At 72.3% G+C, this 16,094-nt stretch carries 15 protein-coding genes and 1 rRNA gene; 7 read left to right on the top strand and 9 right to left on the bottom strand.

The annotated features are described in order from the left end of the window. A 5S ribosomal RNA gene (gene rrf / locus ACFO4E_RS25075) occupies positions 1-102 on the top strand; the annotation flags it as partial. 84 nt (positions 103-186) lie between these two features. Here rrf and ACFO4E_RS25070 read toward each other — a convergent pair. The 5 genes from ACFO4E_RS25070 to ACFO4E_RS25050 all read right to left on the bottom strand — a co-directional run bounded on the left by ACFO4E_RS25070 (position 187) and on the right by ACFO4E_RS25050 (position 5,062). Further along, positions 187-1,320, bottom strand: a complete 1,134-nt coding sequence (locus tag ACFO4E_RS25070; RefSeq protein WP_378578840.1) for a 5-methyltetrahydropteroyltriglutamate--homocysteine S-methyltransferase — start codon at positions 1,318-1,320, stop codon at positions 187-189. A gap of 208 nt (positions 1,321-1,528) precedes the next feature. Continuing rightward, positions 1,529-2,740: a phosphoserine phosphatase SerB gene (serB, locus tag ACFO4E_RS25065; RefSeq protein WP_378578838.1), complete on the bottom strand. Its 1,212-nt coding sequence runs from the start codon at positions 2,738-2,740 to the stop codon at positions 1,529-1,531. 103 nt (positions 2,741-2,843) lie between these two features. Further along, positions 2,844-3,482 carry a DUF1707 SHOCT-like domain-containing protein gene (locus ACFO4E_RS25060; RefSeq protein ID WP_378578835.1) on the bottom strand — a complete coding sequence of 213 codons (639 nt, stop codon included), beginning with the start codon at positions 3,480-3,482 and terminating at the stop codon, positions 2,844-2,846. Between the two features lie 87 nt (positions 3,483-3,569). Continuing rightward, positions 3,570-4,202, bottom strand: a complete 633-nt coding sequence (locus ACFO4E_RS25055; protein WP_378578834.1) for a DUF1707 SHOCT-like domain-containing protein — start codon at positions 4,200-4,202, stop codon at positions 3,570-3,572. Between the two features lie 86 nt (positions 4,203-4,288). Beyond that, the gene (locus tag ACFO4E_RS25050) at positions 4,289-5,062 is read right to left on the bottom strand and encodes a hypothetical protein (RefSeq protein WP_378578833.1); all 774 of its coding nucleotides are present in this window, start codon (positions 5,060-5,062) and stop codon (positions 4,289-4,291) included. A 154-nt stretch (positions 5,063-5,216) separates the two neighbouring features. Between ACFO4E_RS25050 and ACFO4E_RS25045 the strand changes: the two genes are divergently transcribed. Next, positions 5,217-6,002: an ABC transporter ATP-binding protein gene (locus ACFO4E_RS25045; protein ID WP_378578832.1), complete on the top strand. Its 786-nt coding sequence runs from the start codon at positions 5,217-5,219 to the stop codon at positions 6,000-6,002. A gap of 224 nt (positions 6,003-6,226) precedes the next feature. Then, on the top strand, positions 6,227-7,246 hold the full coding sequence (locus tag ACFO4E_RS25040; protein ID WP_378578831.1) for an SPFH domain-containing protein: 1,020 nt from the start codon (positions 6,227-6,229) through the stop codon (positions 7,244-7,246). 90 nt (positions 7,247-7,336) lie between these two features. Here ACFO4E_RS25040 and ACFO4E_RS25035 read toward each other — a convergent pair whose 3' ends face one another. Beyond that, positions 7,337-7,672, bottom strand: a complete 336-nt coding sequence (locus tag ACFO4E_RS25035; protein ID WP_378578829.1) for a WhiB family transcriptional regulator — start codon at positions 7,670-7,672, stop codon at positions 7,337-7,339. A gap of 443 nt (positions 7,673-8,115) precedes the next feature. Here ACFO4E_RS25035 and ACFO4E_RS25030 point away from each other — a divergent pair, with 443 nt between their 5' ends. Continuing rightward, the gene (locus tag ACFO4E_RS25030; RefSeq protein WP_378578827.1) at positions 8,116-8,874 is read left to right on the top strand and encodes a sulfite exporter TauE/SafE family protein; all 759 of its coding nucleotides are present in this window, start codon (positions 8,116-8,118) and stop codon (positions 8,872-8,874) included. Between the two features lie 156 nt (positions 8,875-9,030). On the opposite strand, the gene ACFO4E_RS25025 is transcribed toward ACFO4E_RS25030, so the two are convergent. Beyond that, entirely contained in the window at positions 9,031-9,657 is a 627-nt protein-coding gene (locus ACFO4E_RS25025; protein WP_378578825.1) for an HD domain-containing protein, read from the bottom strand. Between the two features lie 123 nt (positions 9,658-9,780). On the opposite strand from ACFO4E_RS25025, the gene ACFO4E_RS25020 reads away from it, so the two are divergent. Continuing rightward, on the top strand, positions 9,781-11,172 hold the full coding sequence (locus ACFO4E_RS25020) for an FAD-dependent oxidoreductase (protein WP_378578823.1): 1,392 nt from the start codon (positions 9,781-9,783) through the stop codon (positions 11,170-11,172). A 36-nt stretch (positions 11,173-11,208) separates the two neighbouring features. Here the strand turns inward: ACFO4E_RS25020 and ACFO4E_RS25015 are convergent, their stop codons facing one another. After that, positions 11,209-12,090, bottom strand: coding sequence for an alpha/beta hydrolase family protein (locus tag ACFO4E_RS25015; RefSeq protein WP_378578821.1), 882 nt, complete (start codon positions 12,088-12,090; stop codon positions 11,209-11,211). 90 nt (positions 12,091-12,180) lie between these two features. Beyond that, positions 12,181-12,768 (bottom strand): TetR/AcrR family transcriptional regulator, encoded by a 588-nt coding sequence (locus ACFO4E_RS25010; RefSeq protein WP_378578848.1) that lies wholly within the window; start codon positions 12,766-12,768, stop codon positions 12,181-12,183. Positions 12,769-13,465: 697 nt separating this feature from the next. Between ACFO4E_RS25010 and ACFO4E_RS25005 the strand changes: the two genes are divergently transcribed. After that, positions 13,466-14,938, top strand: a complete 1,473-nt coding sequence (locus ACFO4E_RS25005) for an aldehyde dehydrogenase (NADP(+)) (protein WP_378578819.1) — start codon at positions 13,466-13,468, stop codon at positions 14,936-14,938. 89 nt (positions 14,939-15,027) lie between these two features. Then, a complete protein-coding gene (gene add, locus ACFO4E_RS25000; protein ID WP_378578817.1) occupies positions 15,028-16,065 on the top strand; it encodes an adenosine deaminase in 1,038 nt (345 codons plus the stop codon). Positions 16,066-16,094: the final 29 nt, after the last annotated feature.

Raw genomic sequence — 16,094 nt, 5'->3', positions numbered from 1 at the left:
CGGGAGGGAAACACCCGGTCTCATTCCGAACCCGGTCGTTAAGCCTCTTTGCGCCGATGGTACTGCCCTGTGGTGGGGTGGGAGAGTAGGTGGCCGCCGGACATTTTTTTGGTGGGGGTGGGAGCTTCGGTTCCTACCCCCACCTTTTTTGTTGCCGTGGATTGTGAACTTGTGAAGACCGCCGTCTCAGCCCCAGACCTCTTCAGCGGTCTCCACGATCAGCCTGAGCTTCGCCAGCTCCTCCTCGATGCTCAGGCTGTTGCCCTCCACGGTCGAGGAGAATCCGCACTGCGGCGACAGGCAGAGCTGCTCCAGCGGCACGTATGCTGCCGCTTCGTCGATGCGTCTCTTGAGCGTGTCCTTCGACTCCAACTCGCCCTTCTTGGTCGTGACGAGCCCGAGGACCACGTATTTCCCCTTGGGGACGAAGCGCAGCGGCGCGAACGTGCCCGAGCGCCAGTCGTCGAACTCCAGGAAGAACCCGTCCACGTCCAGCTCGTTGAACAGCTCCTCCGCCACGAAGTCGTAGCCGCCCGAGGCCACCCAGGACGACCGGAAGTTCCCGCGGCACATGTGGGTGGTCACCCGGACGCCCTCAGGACGGTCGCCGACGGCCGCGTTGAGCTGGCGGATGTACCGCTTGTGCAGGTGCTCCGCGTCTTCTCCCCGATCGGCGACGACCGCGCGCTCGCGCGGGTCGTTGAGGTAGGCGAGGCTGGTGTCGTCGAGTTGGATGTAGCGCGCGCCCAGCGCGGCGAGCCCCCTGATCTCCTCGGCGTAGGCCGACGACAGGTCCGACCAGAACTCCTCGATATCGGGGTAGACGGCGGTGTCGATGGACGCCTGACCGCCCCGGTAGTGCACCATGTTCGGCGATGGAATGGTGATCTTCGGAGCGGCGGTGGTGACGGTGTCCCGGAGGAACTCGAACGCGTCGGCGAAGATCGTGTCGCGTACCGATATCCGCCCGTCCACGCGCAGGGCGGCGGGGGTGAACTCGATGTCGCCCTCGTTGTTGTGGAAGGTGACCGTGAGGGTGTCCGCCGCCCGGGTGACGCCCTCCAACCGGTAGATGAAGTCCATGTGCCAGGAGGACCGGCGGAACTCCCCGTCGGTGGCGGACTGGAGTCCGGCCTCCTCCTGGAGGCGGACGACCTCGCGGATGGCGTCGTCCTCGGCCGCCCGGAGCCCGTCGGCGTCGATCGTGCCCGCCGCATGCGCCGCCCGGGCCTCCAGCAGCGGCTGTGGGCGCAGCAGGCTGCCGACGTGGTCGGCGCGGAAGGGCGGGAGTTCGAGTCGGCCGGCCGGGTGATCGGACATTCTGCTCCTCCTTCGACGGGCGCCCGCCGGGGCTCGGGCGGGAGCGTTCACCCTACGCCGGAGAACCCGCGGAAGCCATGGAACACGGAAGCCTTGGAACACGGATGGCATGGCGAGAACAGGAAAGGGACCCGGCCGCGCCGGGTCCCCCGTCGGTTCGTGGCCCCGATGACCGCCCGCCTGGGGGCCTGGGACACCGGGTCGGTGGTCACGCGCTCCTGTCGGCCGCCTCGACCTCTTCGCGGGAGACCCCGAGCAGGAAGACGATCGTGTCCAGGTAGGGGACGCTGACCGATGTGTCGGCCTGCTGGCGCACCACCGGCTTGGCGTTGAACGCCACGCCGAGGCCGGCGGTGCGCAGCATGTCCAGGTCGTTGGCGCCGTCGCCGATCGCGACGGTCTGGTTCAGCGGCACCCCGGCTTCGGCCGCGAACCGCTCCAGCGCCAGTGCCTTCCCCTTGCGGTCGACGACCGGCCCGACGAGGCCGCCGGTGAGCTTGCCGTCGACGACCTCCAGCGTGTTGGCCGCCGAGTAGTCGATGTCCAGCCGCTCCACCAGGGCGTCCGTGATCTGGGTGAACCCGCCGCTGACGATCGCGCACTCGTAGCCCAGCCGCTTGAGGGTGCGGATGAGGGTGCGCGCGCCGGGGGTGAGGACCAGCTGGTCGCGCACCGCGTCGATCGCGGAGGCGTCGAGGCCCTTCAGCAGGGCGACGCGGCGCCGCAGCGACTCCTCGAAGTCCAGGTCGCCGCGCATGGCCTCTTCGGTGACCCGCGCGACCTCCTCGGCGCACCCGGCGTGGGCCGCCAGCAGCTCGATGACCTCGCCCTGGATCAGGGTGGAGTCGACGTCCATCACGATCAGGTGCTTGGCGCGCCGGTGCAGGCCGCTCGGCTGTACCGCGACGTCGATCGACTGGGTGGCCGCCTCCATGGCGAGGTCGCCCCGCAGGCGTTCCTGGTCGGCGCCTGAGATGTCCAGCTCGATGGAGGTGACCGGATAGCTCGCCAGGCGCTCGATCCGGTCGATGTTGGCGCCGGCCCGCGCCACGCACGACGCGATCGCGCCGAGCGCTCCCGGCCGCAGGGGGTCGGCGAGGATGGTGACGTGCAGCTGCTCGGCGGAGGCCGCCCCGACGCGGTCGTTGCCGTAGGAGAACTCGACGTCCATGTCGAGGTCGATGGAGGTCTTCTCGATCGCGTTGCGCACCTCTTCGAAGACGCGCTCATGGCTCACGCCCGGCGCGACGCTCTCGTCGACGACGAGGAGCGCGGCCAGGACCAGTCGGCCGCCGATGACGACCTGTTCGAGATCGGCGAGGGTCACCGGGAAGACCGACAGGGTGCTGAGCAGCCGTGCGCTCACACCGGGCCGGTCGCGTCCGCTGACCGTAATCAGGAGGCTGGAGTGATCGTTCATCTCGTGAACCACGGTACTCGGCCTGTTCATGGCGGTGCCGGGCAGGGCTCTCAAGATCCGGCCCCTGTTCACCTGATGTCCATTCGGGTGATCATTCCGGTACTCAGTGTGTCCATTTCCGCTTCTTGTTCTTCTTTTTCTTGGGGCCCTTGGCCTTGACGTCGATCCCGCCGAACATGCAGGTTCCGGTCAGCCGGATCGTCGGGGCGTTGAGGTCCGTCACGCTGTCGGTGCCGTGCATGCTGGTCCCGCCCATGATGGCCGTTGTGTTGTTGACCACACGGACGCCGTAGGGCACCGTGATGTCGACGCCGCCGAAGATGACGGCGCACTGCACGGTCACCTCGCGCTGCGTGAGCACGGCCTCGCGGAAGTCGAGTGTGACGCCCCCGCAGAGAACGGACGCGTTGGTGCGCGGTTCGACCAGCCAGCGCCCGGTGCGCTCGGCGCTGCCGAAGACCGCCACGATGTTCTCGCGCCCCGAACTGCCGGCGGCGATGGTCCGCGCCTCCTCGGAGGAGATGGTGAGGCCGACCGGGTCGCCGGGGGCATCGGGATCGCCGCCGATGGGAAGGTCCTCGGTGAGGGCCGCGAGCTGGCCGAGGGTCTTGGCCCGGTAGAGCGAATCGAGGCGTTCCTCGTGCTCCTCCTGCGTCAGCCGCCCCTCAGCCAGCGCCTCGCGCAGCCGCCCGGCGACGCGGTCGCGGTCGGCGTCGGACGCGCGCATCTGCTCAGGTTCCATGTCCGCCTCCCGCGATCATCCGATTCTCCGTGCAGGTCGGCAGGGGTGCGCCGGCTACAGATCCGTCTACCGCACGATGGCCCGCCATCACGCTCCGCCGGTGGAAATGTCGGCGGTGCGCACGTCGATGGAGCCCAATATGGAGACGCCGCGGATGCTCACGGTCGGGGCGCCCGAGGCGTCCGCTCCGGTGCCGTCGACCTTGCTCAGGTCGGTGGCGGCCAGTATGGCCGATGAGCGGTCGACGACCCGCACGCCGGGCGGCACGACCACGCTGAGACTGCCCAGGATGACCGCGCACTGCAATACCACCTCGCGCTGCGAGAGCAGCGCCTTGCGCAGGTCCAGCTCGACGGAGCCGCACAGGATCGACGCGTTGGTCCGGGGTTCGACCAGCCAGCGGCCGGAGCGGCTGGCGGTCCCCAGCACGGCGACGATGTTCTCGTGGCCGGTACCGGTTGCGCGCAGTTCGTGGTCGCCGGGCAGGGACGCGGACGCGGCGCCCGCCGGGGTGCCCTGTTGCAGGTCGGCGGTCAGTTCCGCGAGTTCGGCCAGCGTCTTGGCGGCGTAGGCGGACTCCAGGCGCTCGGTGTGCTCGTCCTGGGTGAGGCGGCCGTCGGTGAGGGCGCCGGCGAGGAGTTCGGCCACGCGGTCGCGGTCGGCGTCGGAGGCGCGCAGCGCGGGGGCCGCGGTTCGGTCGGGCGGGGCCGTGTCGTTCATAGAACGAGTATCCGCCGACATCGGCCGGGGCGGATCGGGAACCGTCCCTGGCTTTCCCCTGATACCGGGGCCGCGGCACTCGGGGGTCAGGTGAGGGCGGCGGCCCCGTAGGCGGCGACGCGGGCCCGGCGCACCGCGCCGTCGAGGAGCCGGAGGGCCTCGTGCCGGGCGTCCATCTGCGTCGATGTCAGGCCGCGCCCGTCGTCGCCGCCGGCCAGCCGGACGACCACGGCGAGGCGGTCGGCCTGGGCCGCGAGCCGGTGGGCGCGCTGCGGGTGCCCGGGGGCCAGGCCCTCGGTGGGTGCGCGCCCGGAGTCGCGCAGGTCGGCCAGGGCGCGCGTGACCTCGGGGCCCCAGCTGCTGATGTCGTCGATCCGGCCGAAGAGGGCCGCGCATTCGCGGATGGCGAGGGTGAGCCGGTGCTCGGCCTCGGCGAGGGGGACGGGTTCGGGGGGCGCGTCGGCGGCGGGGTAGGGGGTCCAGGCGACGCCCACGTAGGAGGACCCCCGGCGGTCCTCCCCGGGGACGAGCCCGATCTGCCGGTCGGCCAGGCGGATGAGGACCGCCTCGCGCGCGTCGATCGCCGCCCGGTTGAGGTCGGCGTCTCCGACGAGGCCCAGGGGGTCGCCGGGGACGGGCAGGCACAGCCGGAACGAGGCGAGCCCGTGGGAGCGCAGCCGCGCCAGCGCCGAGCGCAGCGGGGCCCCGCTCTCGAAGGGCAGGTCGCCGGGCACGGTGCCGACGACGTGGGGGCCGGTGCGCCGCTCCACCGCGTCGACGGCGTCGTCGAGCCCGGCCTGGCCGGCGATCCAGGCGTTGCCCCAGGCGACCAGCTGGGCCGATGACAGTTCTCGCAGCATTGCCTCAGCGTAGATCGATGTTCGGACCAACAGGAGCGTCCGCTAGGTTCGCATCGGGAACAGCGGTGAGCATGTGTGGAGCACACGGGATGTGCCGCGGCGTGGATCGCGCGGACCGGCCCGGTGCGCCGCGCGGACGGCGACAGGGAGTGTGATGGACGGCCAGGTGCTGCGCATGAGCGGCGTGATGGTGCGCCGCGGCGATGCCGAGTTGCTGCGCGATGTGGAGTGGACGGTCGAGGAGGACGAGCGGTGGGTGGTGCTGGGCCCCAACGGCGCGGGCAAGACCACGCTCCTCAGCGTGGCGGCCACGCAGACGGCGGCCACCTCCGGTGAGGTCTCGGTGCTCGGGGAGCCGTTGGCGGCGGCCGACATCGGCGAGCTGCGGCCGCTGATCGGGTTCGCCGGGGCGGCCGTGGCCAACCGGGTCCCCGATTCCAGTGTCGTTCTGGATCTGGTGATCAGCGCCTCATACGGGTATCTGGGGCGGTTCGGTGAGGAGTACGGCACCCCCGATCTCAGCCGGGCACGGGCGCTGCTGACGGCGTGGGGCGTGGGTGCGCTGGCCGAGCGCCGGTTCGGGAGCCTCTCCGAGGGTGAGCGCAAGCGCGTGCTGATCGCGCGCTCGCTGATGGCCGACCCCGAGCTGCTGCTGCTCGACGAGCCGGCCGCGGGGCTCGATCTCGGCGGCCGGGAGGACCTGCTGCGGCGGCTGGCCAACCTGGCGGGCGACATCGACGCGCCCGCGCTGGTGGTGGTGTCGCACCACGTCGAGGAGATCCCGCCCGGGTTCACCCACGGGCTGCTGATCCGCGAGGGCGCGGTCGTGGCGGCCGGGCCGCTGGAGCAGGTGATGACCGGCGAGAATCTGGGCGAGACCTTCGGCCTGCCGGTGAAGGTGGAGCGCGCCGGCGAGCGGTGGAGCGCGCGTTCGGCCTGACCCCCGCGTGTTGGAGCGGACCGTAACCGCTACATCCGGAAATCCGGAAATCGATTCGCTGTCCGCATGTGGCCAATCGCGCTGCGTCCGGGGCGAGTTCCCCGCCCCACTGCGGGAACGCACGGGTCGGCGACCTCTATGATCGCCGCGTGGACGTCCGTTTCGCGGACGGGCCACCACGACTGCCTGTGCCACCCCCCGACAGGAGAGCCGGAGCCGCCTCGATGGGTACCGTTGTCATCATTCTGCTGATCTTCGTGGCGATCCTGGCGGTGATCGCCTGGCGCAGCGTCCGCATCGTCCCCCAGGCGATGGCGGACGTCGTCGAACGCTTCGGGGGCTACCACCGGACGCTCAACTCCGGGTTCAACATCGTCATCCCCTTCGTCGACCACGTGCGCGAGCGCATCGACATGCGCATCCAGGTGGTGAGCTTCCCGCCGCAGGCGGCCATCACCCAGGACAACCTGTCGGTGAACGTCGACACCGCGGTCTACGTGAAGGTCACCGACCCCTACAACGCCACCTACAAGGTCGCCAGCTTCATCACGGCGGTCGAGCAGCTGGCCTCGGCGACCCTGCGCAACGTCGTCGGCGGCATGGACCTGGAGCAGACCCTCACCTCGCGTGACCAGATCAACCGCGAACTGCGCGCCGTCCTCGACGAGGCCACGGCCGAATGGGGGATCGAGGTCAGCCGGGTCGAGCTGAAGGGCATCGAGCCTCCGGAGTCGGTCCAGGAGGCCATGGAGAAGCAGATGCGCGCCGACCGCGACAAGCGCGCCGAGATCCTCACCGCCGAGGGGCAGAAGCAGTCGGCGATCCTGCGGGCCGAGGGCGAGCAGTCGGCGGCCGTGCTCACCGCGCAGGGTGCGGCCGAGGCCGAGAAGGTGCGGTCGAAGGCCGAGGCGGAGGCCATGACCGTGCGGGCGCGCGGCGAGGCCGACGCCATCACCATGGTGTTCAAGGCGCTGCACTCGGGCGACGTCAGCCGGGAGCTCCTCGCCTACCAGTACTTGCAGAAGCTGCCCGAGATCGCCAAGGGCGACTCCAACAAGGTGTGGATCGTGCCCAGCGAGATGGGCGCCAACGCCCCGTGGCACCTGTTCGGGCAGCAGGAGTCCCTGGGCGATATCGCCGACGCCGTGCGCGCGAACCCGGGCGGGCCGGGCTTCCCGGACTCCTCCACCGGGCGGCACACGGCCCGGGTGGGCGAGGAGCCCGCCGAGCGCCGCGAGGACTGAGCGCGCCCGCGGCCCCGGCCGCGCAGAGCCGCGCAACGGCCCCCGCCGCGGCGGGGGCCGTTTTCGCTGCCGGGCGGTCGCTGCGAGGGCTCAGGCGGCGAGAGGGCGGGGATCCCAGTCGTCACCGGGTTCGGGGCCGCCCACCGGCCCGCTGCGCTCGTAGCGTTCGCGTGCGGCGGTCAGCAGCTCCGACCAGGAGTCGACATCGGGACGCCGGCGCAGCAGGGCGCGGCGCTCCCGTTCGGTCATTCCCCCCCAGACACCGAACTCGATGCGTTCGTCGAGCGCTTCGGCCAGGCACTCGGTGCGCACCGGGCATCCCCGGCAGATCATCTTGGCCCGGTTCTGCGCGGCTCCCTGGACGAAAAGTGCGTCGGGGTCGACCCCTCGGCACAGCGCGTGCTCGGTCATCTCCGAAGTCCACATGTTGCCCCACTCCCCAAGATCAGCATGTGTGTCATGCGCCGGCGGGCGCGGTCGCCGGCGCGCAGTGGTGAGATGGCACGAGACATGACCCGCGCGGCCTTCGGGCCGGGGCCGGTTCGCTCAGGGATCGCCGGTTTCGGCGCGCTGTGTCGTTGCTCACCACTGGGGACGAAACTACGGATCGTTGCGGGCCTCCGACAGGCCCCAATAGGCCCATTTCTGAAATAGCCCGTGTGGGCCATAGCCAGTGCAACGTTTGGTGATCTAGTTGTCACCCTTTGTGGATCGCCGCAGGTTCCGGGGCGTGGGAAGGGTGGGTCCGCCAGGGGTGGGCCCTCCGGGTGGTACGTAGACTGTATGCAGGAAAATCGCCCAAACGGGGGCTTTTTCGGCATCCGATTCCGGGCGCGACCGCCCGTTCCATCTGAGTGCGAGGCTCATCAATGAATGTCTGGGAGGCGCTCGCCGTCCTGGCGGCGGGCATCGGCGCCGGCGGGATCAACGCCGTCGTCGGCTCCGGCACCCTCTTCACCTTCCCCGTGCTGCTCGCGCTCGGGTTTCCGCCGATCACCGCGACGATCTCCAACAGCATCGGCCTGGCCCCGGGGTCGTTCACCGGAGCCGTGGGCTACCGCGAGGAGCTGCGCGGACAGGGCAAGCGGCTGCTCCGCTTCGGCGCCATGTCCTGCGTGGGCGCGATCACCGGGGGGACGCTGCTCCTCACCCTGCCGCCCGGCGTCTTCGAGCTCGTGGTGCCGGTGCTCATCGGCCTCGCCTGCGTGCTGATCCTCATCCAGCCCCGCCTGGCCCTGTGGCTGCGCCGACGCCGCCCCGCACGCCCCGACGGCGGCCCGCTGCTGCCCTTCGGCGTCTACGGTGCGGGCGTCTACGGCGGCTACTTCGCCGCTGCCCAGGGGATCGTGCTGATGAGCATGCTCGGCACCGCCCTGGACGAGGACATGCAGCGCCTCAACGCCCTGAAGAACGCGCTGACCTCCATCGTCAACGCCACCGCCGCGGTGTTCTACATCGTCTTCGCCGAGCCGTCCTGGCCGGTGGTCGGCCTGATCGCGGTGGGTTCGGTCATCGGCGGCTACACCGGGGCCCGGCTGGGCCGCAAGCTCAAGCCGTTCGCCCTGCGCGGCCTGATCGTCGCGGTGGGCCTCACCGCGGCGGTGCAGCTCGTGATGGAGCGCTTCTGAGCCTCCGGCCCGCTCGGGGTCTCCCGCTCAGCCTCCGGGGGCGCTCGAAGACACCTCCCCGGCACGCCCGTCCGGGTGTCCGGGGACCCGCGGGGCGCCTCGGCGGCGCCCCGCGGGCATGCCCGGTGTCGCGCATCCGCCCGGCGGGAGGGGGTGTCAGCGGCGGGGGAAGTAGCCGCGGCGGTCGGCGTCCTCGATCAGGGCGACGGCGTAGGAGCCCAGTGCCTCCGACCCCTCGGCGATGATCTTGACCTTCTCCAGTACCTGCTCGCGGGAGACGCCGAAGCGCACCCACGTCCCGCCCTCGGTGTGCCAGTTGGCGAGCATGGGCGCGAGCCTGTCGATCGCCTTGGCGAAGCGCGCCTCGGGGGTTTCGCGGGCCTCGAACTCCTCCCAGAGCGCGCGCGTGTGGACGGCCTGGTCCTCGGGCAGCAGGGCATAGATGCGGTCGGCGGCGGCGCGTTCGCGCTCGATCTGGGAGACGGACTCCTGGACGTCGTAGACGAACGTGTCGCCGGCGTCGATCTCGACGATGTCGTGCAGAACGAGCATCTCCACGACGCGGTCGATATCGGTCCCTTCAGGCGCGTACTCGGCGAAGATCCGGGCGGACAGGGCCAGATGCCACGAGTGCTCGGCGTCGTTCTCCCTGCGGGAACCGTCGACCAGCTCGTTGCGCCGCAGGATGCGCTTGAGCTTGTCGGTCTCCAAGATGAACCGGAGCTGGGCCGTGAGCCGTTCGTGGTCGACCCCGCTGGCAAACACCGGTGCCGGTTCCGTCACGTAAGTCGCCCTCCTAGCACAATGGATGATCACGTAGAAACCAGGGGGAAGCCCGGCCGTCACAGGGATGATCCCATGGAACGGCGGCCGGCTGACGCAGGAGCATCCGGTAGGGGAGGCGGCATGGAGCGAGCGGTGAACGCGCGGCCACGACTGGTCGTCGTCGGCGGCGACGCGGCCGGGATGAGCGCCGCGTCGCAGGCGCGCCGGTGGCGCGGACCGGGGGATCTGGAGATCCTGGCCCTGGAGCGTGGCCGCCACACCTCGTACTCGGCGTGCGGGATTCCTTACCTGGTAGGGAAAACCGTATCCACAGCGGAGGAGCTCGTGGCCCGCGACCCCGCGACTTTCGCCGAGAAATATGCCATTTCCGTGCGCACGGAGACGGAGGTGACCGCGATCGACGTCGAACGCCGCGTCGTCACGGCGCGCGCCGCCGACGGATCGGTCGCCGAGGAGCCGTTCGACGAACTGATGATCGCCACCGGGGCCGTGCCCGTCCGCCCCGATCTGCCCGGCGCCGACGCCGAGGGCGTCTTCGGCGTGCAGACCCTCGCCGACGGCATAGCGGTGCGGAGGTTCGTCGACGAGGAGCGGCCCGAGACCGCCGCGATCGTGGGGGGCGGCTACATCGGCCTGGAGATGGCCGAGGCGTTCGTGCAGCGGGGCCTGCGGGTCGTGCTGGCCGACGCCGGGCAGGAGCCCATGGGCACGCTCGACACCGATATGGGCGTCCAGGTGCGCGAGGCGCTGATCGGGATGGGCGTCGACGTGCGCCGGTGCGAGCGGGTGACCGAACTGCGCTCCGAGGGCGGGCGGGTGCGGGCCGTCCGCACCGCCGAGGGGGAGTACCCGGCCGACATCGTCGTCTTGGGCATGGGGGTGCGCCCCGGGAGCGACCTCGCCCGGGCCGCGGGGCTGCGGATCGGGCCCACCGGCGGGATCGTCGTCGACGCGCGCATGCGGACCTCGGCGGAGGGCGTCTGGGCGGCGGGCGACTGCGTCGAGACCTTCCACCGGGTCTCCCGCGCACCGGTCGCCATCGCCCTGGGCACCCACGCCAACAAGCAGGGCCGGGTCGCCGGGACCAACATCGGGGGCGGTTACGCGCGATTCGACGGCGTCCTGGGCACGGCGATCACCAAGGTGTGCGGCCTGGAGGTGGCCCGCACCGGGCTCAACGAGAGCGAGGCGTGCGCCGCGGGGTTCGAGTTCGAGACCGCCGGCCTGCGCTCGACCACACGGGCCGACTACTACCCCGGTGCCACCTGGATGACCGTGAAGCTGCTGGCCGAGCAGCGCACCGGCCGGCTGCTGGGCGGCCAGATCGTCGGCTGGGAGAACGCCGCCAAGCGCATCGACGTCATCGCCACCGCGCTGTGGAACGGCATGACGGTGGAGGACATGGCGGGCATGGACCTCGGGTACGCACCGCCGTTCTCGCCGGTGTGGGACCCGGTGCTGATCGCCGCCCGCAAGCTCGCCGAGCGGGGCCGCCCGCCCGCCCGCGGCTGACCGGTGCGTGGACCCCCCGCTCAGCCTGCGGGGCGCTCAGAAGGAGCCGAGGCGCACGGTGGTCTCGTCGTCGGCGCGCATGTGCTGGTGGAACCACTCGGTCAGGGCGCGGTCGGCGAGGACGTTGCCGGGGGCGGGCGGGCCCGGTTCGAGGCCGGGCTCCGGGCCCATGGTGTGGGCGAGGTCGGGCACCAGGATGTGGCGGACCGCGTGCGGCGGATAGAGGGGCGCGAGGGCGTCGTAGAGCGCGCGGCCGTGCTCGGGGAGGATGACGTCGTCGTTGCCGCCGTTGACGATCAGCAGGGGCGCCTGCGGGCGGCGCGCGGCGAGGTCGGGGGCGCGGCCGGTGAAGTCCAGCCAGGCGGCGACGTCGCGGGCGGTGGCGCTCCATTCGTAGGGGACCCCGAGGCGGCGGGAGCGCGCGGCGATCACCGGGCCCGGCCCGACGATCGGGTTGACCACGCCCGCCGCGGCGATCGGCATCCGGCTCTCGGCGAGGGCCAGGAGCACGGCCGCGCCTCCGGCGCCGACGCCCATCAGGCCGGGCGGGTCGTCCAGCACGGGGAAGCGGGAGCGCAGTTCGGCGATGGCGCGCGGGATCTCGGCGGCGGCCTGCTCGACCACGGGCCCGTAGAGCTGGATGAGGTAGTCGTCCTGGCCGCGCCGGTTGACCTCGGCGATCCCGCCTTCGGGGAGCCGGGAGCCGAACAGCGGCAGGCCGAGGTAGAACCGCCAGGCCGGCAGCGACGCCAGGGGCAGGGTGCCCGCGAGGGCGAGTTCGCTGCGCGGGGGTTCGAAGGCGTGCAGCCCGATGACCATGGGCGCGGGGTCGTTGGTGGTGGCGGGGGGTACGGCCACGAAGGGGATGCCGGCCGCGGTTCCGGTGACCGGCCGGGTGAGCGCGATGTCAGCTGCCACCGAGGTTTCCTCCCGTGTCGGAACGCCGTTGGTGCCGGCGTTCGGCGCTCTGCCGCGCGTCGTGGGTCCCGCACGCGCGTGGCGGCGGTGTCAGCCTATTTCAGGCTGGTTTCCGGTGAAGTGCTGCCCCAGGTAGCCGCGCAGGAGCAGCTTGGTCTCGCCGATGAGGCGGGGGTCGCCGTCGGGGTCGCGGCGGAAGGCGAGCTTGAGGACGGCGTCGGCGGACTCCACGGCCACCGTGATGGCGGTGTCGAGGGTGTCGCTCTCGTCGACGCCGGCGATGGAGGTCAGCAGTTCCCGCAGCCGGTCGGCGATCACCCTGTTGTTGTCGAAGACGGAGTCGAGCAGGCGGACGTCGACGGTGTCGCCGAAGTGCAGGCTGCGGAATCCGGGGACGTTGCGGTGCATGTCGAGGTACTCGTCGATGACGACGTCGACGGCCTCGGTCCAGTGCCCGAACGCGCCCTCGGACAGGCGCTCGGTGACCCGGAGGCTGAACATGTCGAGATAGCGCAGGCCCAGCGCCTGGGTGATGGCCCTCTTGTCCGGGAAGAACTGGTAGACCGAGCCGATGGCCACATCGGCGCGCTCGGCGATGCGGGTGGTCGACAGCTCGCTGTACCCGCTCTCGTCGAGCAGTTCGGCGCAGGCGTCGAGCATCCGCTGGACGCGGGCCATGCTTCGCTGCTGGGCCGGGAGCCTGCGCAGCGGCGCGTGGGCCAGGGACGCTTCGGCGGCGTGGACGGGGACCTTCGGGTCGTTCTCCAGCCGCGCACCGGACGCGTCGACCGCATCGGCCGGCTGCCGCTGTCGCGGGGTGGCGGAGGTGGAGCTGCGGGAGGTTGTCATCACGCTCCTATGATGCCTTTCCGGATTCAAACGGTTCCCGTAATAATTCGGTTTCGAGATCTTGATCTGCTGCGGGGCGCCGCGGAGCCCATTGTGGCCACGTTCGGCCGTCCGGTGCGGAATATCGTGCGCGGCGCCCGGCCGCGCGGCGATCTGCGGCCGGGCCGCCCTTTCCCACGGCGGATCCGCAAGGGTAGCCGGGGCCGACGACAGGTACCGGAAGGCGGGGCCCGGCCGGGCGGGGCCCGCGGCCGGCACCCGCCGCGGCGTGCGGACCGGCGGCCCTCCGCGGTGGGGGAACGCCCGCGGGGGCGGGAACCGGCGGGTCGGTACGCTGGTCCCTGCCTCGCGGGCCGCCGCTCGCGGGGCCGCGGGTACCGCCCCTCGCGCCACGGCGGCGCGGAGCCCCGGGGCCCGGCCGAACAGCGGCCGGTCCGCCGGCCGCAAGGCCCCTCCGCGGCCCGGCCGGTGCGGTAGCGGGTTGCGGGGAGCCGCGTCGGACGAACCGTTCTGGAGGGTTCTGAGAATGACCGAGACCGCCGCCCCGCCCGCCGACACCACCGAGTCCGGGCTCGACGACGTGATGGCCGCCGCCGCTGCCGCCGCCCCCGCTTTCGGGGCCCTGCGCCCCGCCGCGCGCGCGGCCCAATTGCGCGCGGTCGCCGACGCGCTCGGCTCCGCGGCCGACGACCTCGTGCCGATCGCCCAAGAGGAGAGCCGCCTGCCGGAGGCGCGCTGCCGCGCGGAGCTGGGCCGGACCACCTTCCAGCTCCGGTTCTTCGCCGACCACATCGAGGAGGGCTCCTACCTGGAGGCCGCCATCGACCGCGCGGACCCCGACTGGGGAATGGGGCCGCGCCCCGATGTACGGCGGATGCTCCAGCCGCTGGGCCCGGTCCTCGTCTTCGGCGCCGGCAACTTCCCCTTCGCCTTCAGCACGGCGGGCGGCGACACCGCGTCGGCGCTGGCCGCCGGCAGCCCCGTCGTCGTCAAGGCGCACCCCGGCCACCCCCGTCTCGCGGAGCGCACCGGCGCCGTCGTGTCCCGGGCGCTGGCCGGCGCGGGGGCGCCCGACGGCGTCTTCGCCGTGGTCTACGGCGAGGAGACCGGGCGGCGCGCGGTGCGCCACCCCGCGGTCCGCGCCGTCGGGTTCACCGGATCCATCCCCGGCGGCCGGGCGCTGCACGACCTCGCGGCCGCGCGCCCCGACCCCATCCCGTTCTACGGCGAGCTCGGCAGCGTCAACCCGGTGTTCGTCACCCGCGCGGCCATCGCGGCGCGCGGCGACTCCGTGCTCGCCGGCTACGCCGACTCCTTCACGCTGGGGGCGGGCCAGTTCTGCACCAAGCCGGGGGTGCTGCTGGTCCCGCGGGAGGCCCGGCTCGACCCGCTGGTATCGGACCTGCGCGCCCGGGCGGGGGCACCGCTGCTCAACGACCGCGTCGCCGGCGGCTTCGCGGACCGGCTCGGCGCGCTCGCCGCCCACCCGGGGACCGAGGTGCTGGTCGAGGGGGCCGGCGGAGAGGCGGGCTGGACCCCGTCCCTGCTGCGCACCGATGTCGGCACGCTGCTCGCCGACCCCGGCGCCCTGCTGGAGGAGTGCTTCGGCCCGGCGTCGCTGGTCGTCGGCTACGACGACGAGGAGTCGCTCATCGCGGTCGCCGCGGCCCTGGAGGGGCAGCTCACCGCGACCGTGCAGGCCGAGGAGGCCGACCCGGTCGCGCCGCGCCTGCTCGCCGAGCTGGCCGCGCGCGCCGGCCGGGTGCTGTGGAACGGCTGGCCCACCGGGGTCGCGGTCACCCACGCTATGAACCACGGCGGGCCCTACCCGGCCTCCACGTCGGTGCTGCACACCTCGGTGGGGTCCACCGCCATCCGCCGGTTCCTGCGCCCGGTGGCCTACCAGTCGGTGCCCGACGCGCTGCTCCCCGAGGCGCTGCGCGACGGCAACCCGCTCGGGCTGCCGCGCCGGGTCGACGGCCGCCCCGAGGCCGCCTGATCCGCCGCTCGCGACCGATTCGGACGGATCCGCGTCAGAATCGGCCGCGAGCGGTTGGAGCGGGGGCGGCGGTTGCGTAGCGTCGCCGCATGGACCGACCCACACTCCTTACCGCACCCGCTATCGAGGCGTTCATCCGCGACCTGCCCAAGGTCGAGCTGCACGTCCACCTTGAGGGGTCGATGCAGCCCGCGACGCTGCTCGAACTCGCGCGCAAGCACCGTGTCGAACGCATCCCCACGACGATCGAGGGGATCCGCGACTGGTACGCCTTCAGCGACTTCCCGCACTTCATCGACGTGTACCTGACCTCGGTCGAGGCGCTGCGCGACGAGGAGGACTTCGCCCTGCTCGCCGCCGATGTCGCGGCCCGGCTCGCCGCGCAGAACGTCCGCTACGCCGAGGTGCACGTCAGCCTCTACGGGCACATGATGCGCGGGGTGCCCGCGGCGGTGGTGTTCGCGGGGATCGAGCACGCCCGCGTCGAAGCCGAGCGCACGCACGGGATCCGGCTGCGCTGGATCCCCGACTTCCCCGGCGACTACGGGGCCGGGGCCGGAGAGGAGACGCTGGACGCGGTGCTCGCGCACCGGCCGGACGGCGTCATCGGGTTCGGGGTGGGCGGGATCGAGGTGCCGCGCGCCCCCTTCGCCGACCTGTTCGCGCGGGCCCGCGCGGCGGGGCTGCGCAGCCTGCCGCACGCCGGCGAGAACGGAGGCCCCGAGCGCGTCCGCGAGGCGCTGGACCTGCTGCACGCCGAGCGCATCGGGCACGGGATCGACGCGATGCGCGATCCGGCGCTGGTGGACCGGCTGCGCGAGAGCGGCGTGCCGGTCGACGTCTCACCCACCTCCAACCTGCGCACCCGCGCCATCGAGGCGATCGAGGACCACCCGCTGCCGCGCATGCTGGAGGCCGGGCTGGTGGTCACGCTGAACACCGACGACCCGCCCATGTTCGGCACCGATCTGCTCAACGAGTACCGGACCGCCCACCGGCTGGGCCTGGGCGCCGGGGACCTGGCGCTGCTCGCGCGCAACGGCGTGGCGGCGTCCTTCCTCGAGGCGCCGGCCAAGGCCGCCCTCACGGCCGAGATCGACGCGCTCCTCGCGGAGCACGGGGGCTGAGCGGCCGGCCGCGGGCCGGGCCGCCTCCG

The organism is Nocardiopsis mangrovi, assembly GCF_042653925.1.
Lineage (GTDB): Bacteria > Actinomycetota > Actinomycetes > Streptosporangiales > Streptosporangiaceae > Nocardiopsis_B > Nocardiopsis_B mangrovi.
The sequence above is the reverse complement of the archived record's forward strand: the minus strand, read 5'-3'. Positions and strand labels throughout refer to the sequence as shown.

What these genes read in the sequence shown, in the direction of transcription:
- ACFO4E_RS25070 (WP_378578840.1), bottom strand. Translation starts at nt 1,320, where the DNA reads ATGTCCGATCACCCGGCCGGCCGACTCGAACTCCCGCCCTTCCGCGCC.
- serB (WP_378578838.1), bottom strand. Translation starts at nt 2,740, where the DNA reads ATGAACGATCACTCCAGCCTCCTGATTACGGTCAGCGGACGCGACCGG.
- ACFO4E_RS25060 (WP_378578835.1), bottom strand. Translation starts at nt 3,482, where the DNA reads ATGGAACCTGAGCAGATGCGCGCGTCCGACGCCGACCGCGACCGCGTC.
- ACFO4E_RS25055 (WP_378578834.1), bottom strand. Translation starts at nt 4,202, where the DNA reads ATGAACGACACGGCCCCGCCCGACCGAACCGCGGCCCCCGCGCTGCGC.
- ACFO4E_RS25050 (WP_378578833.1), bottom strand. Translation starts at nt 5,062, where the DNA reads ATGCTGCGAGAACTGTCATCGGCCCAGCTGGTCGCCTGGGGCAACGCC.
- ACFO4E_RS25045 (WP_378578832.1), top strand. Translation starts at nt 5,217, where the DNA reads ATGGACGGCCAGGTGCTGCGCATGAGCGGCGTGATGGTGCGCCGCGGC.
- ACFO4E_RS25040 (WP_378578831.1), top strand. Translation starts at nt 6,227, where the DNA reads ATGGGTACCGTTGTCATCATTCTGCTGATCTTCGTGGCGATCCTGGCG.
- ACFO4E_RS25035 (WP_378578829.1), bottom strand. Translation starts at nt 7,672, where the DNA reads ATGTGGACTTCGGAGATGACCGAGCACGCGCTGTGCCGAGGGGTCGAC.
- ACFO4E_RS25030 (WP_378578827.1), top strand. Translation starts at nt 8,116, where the DNA reads ATGAATGTCTGGGAGGCGCTCGCCGTCCTGGCGGCGGGCATCGGCGCC.
- ACFO4E_RS25020 (WP_378578823.1), top strand. Translation starts at nt 9,781, where the DNA reads ATGGAGCGAGCGGTGAACGCGCGGCCACGACTGGTCGTCGTCGGCGGC.
- ACFO4E_RS25010 (WP_378578848.1), bottom strand. Translation starts at nt 12,768, where the DNA reads ATGGCCCGCGTCCAGCGGATGCTCGACGCCTGCGCCGAACTGCTCGAC.
- ACFO4E_RS25005 (WP_378578819.1), top strand. Translation starts at nt 13,466, where the DNA reads ATGACCGAGACCGCCGCCCCGCCCGCCGACACCACCGAGTCCGGGCTC.
- add (WP_378578817.1), top strand. Translation starts at nt 15,028, where the DNA reads ATGGACCGACCCACACTCCTTACCGCACCCGCTATCGAGGCGTTCATC.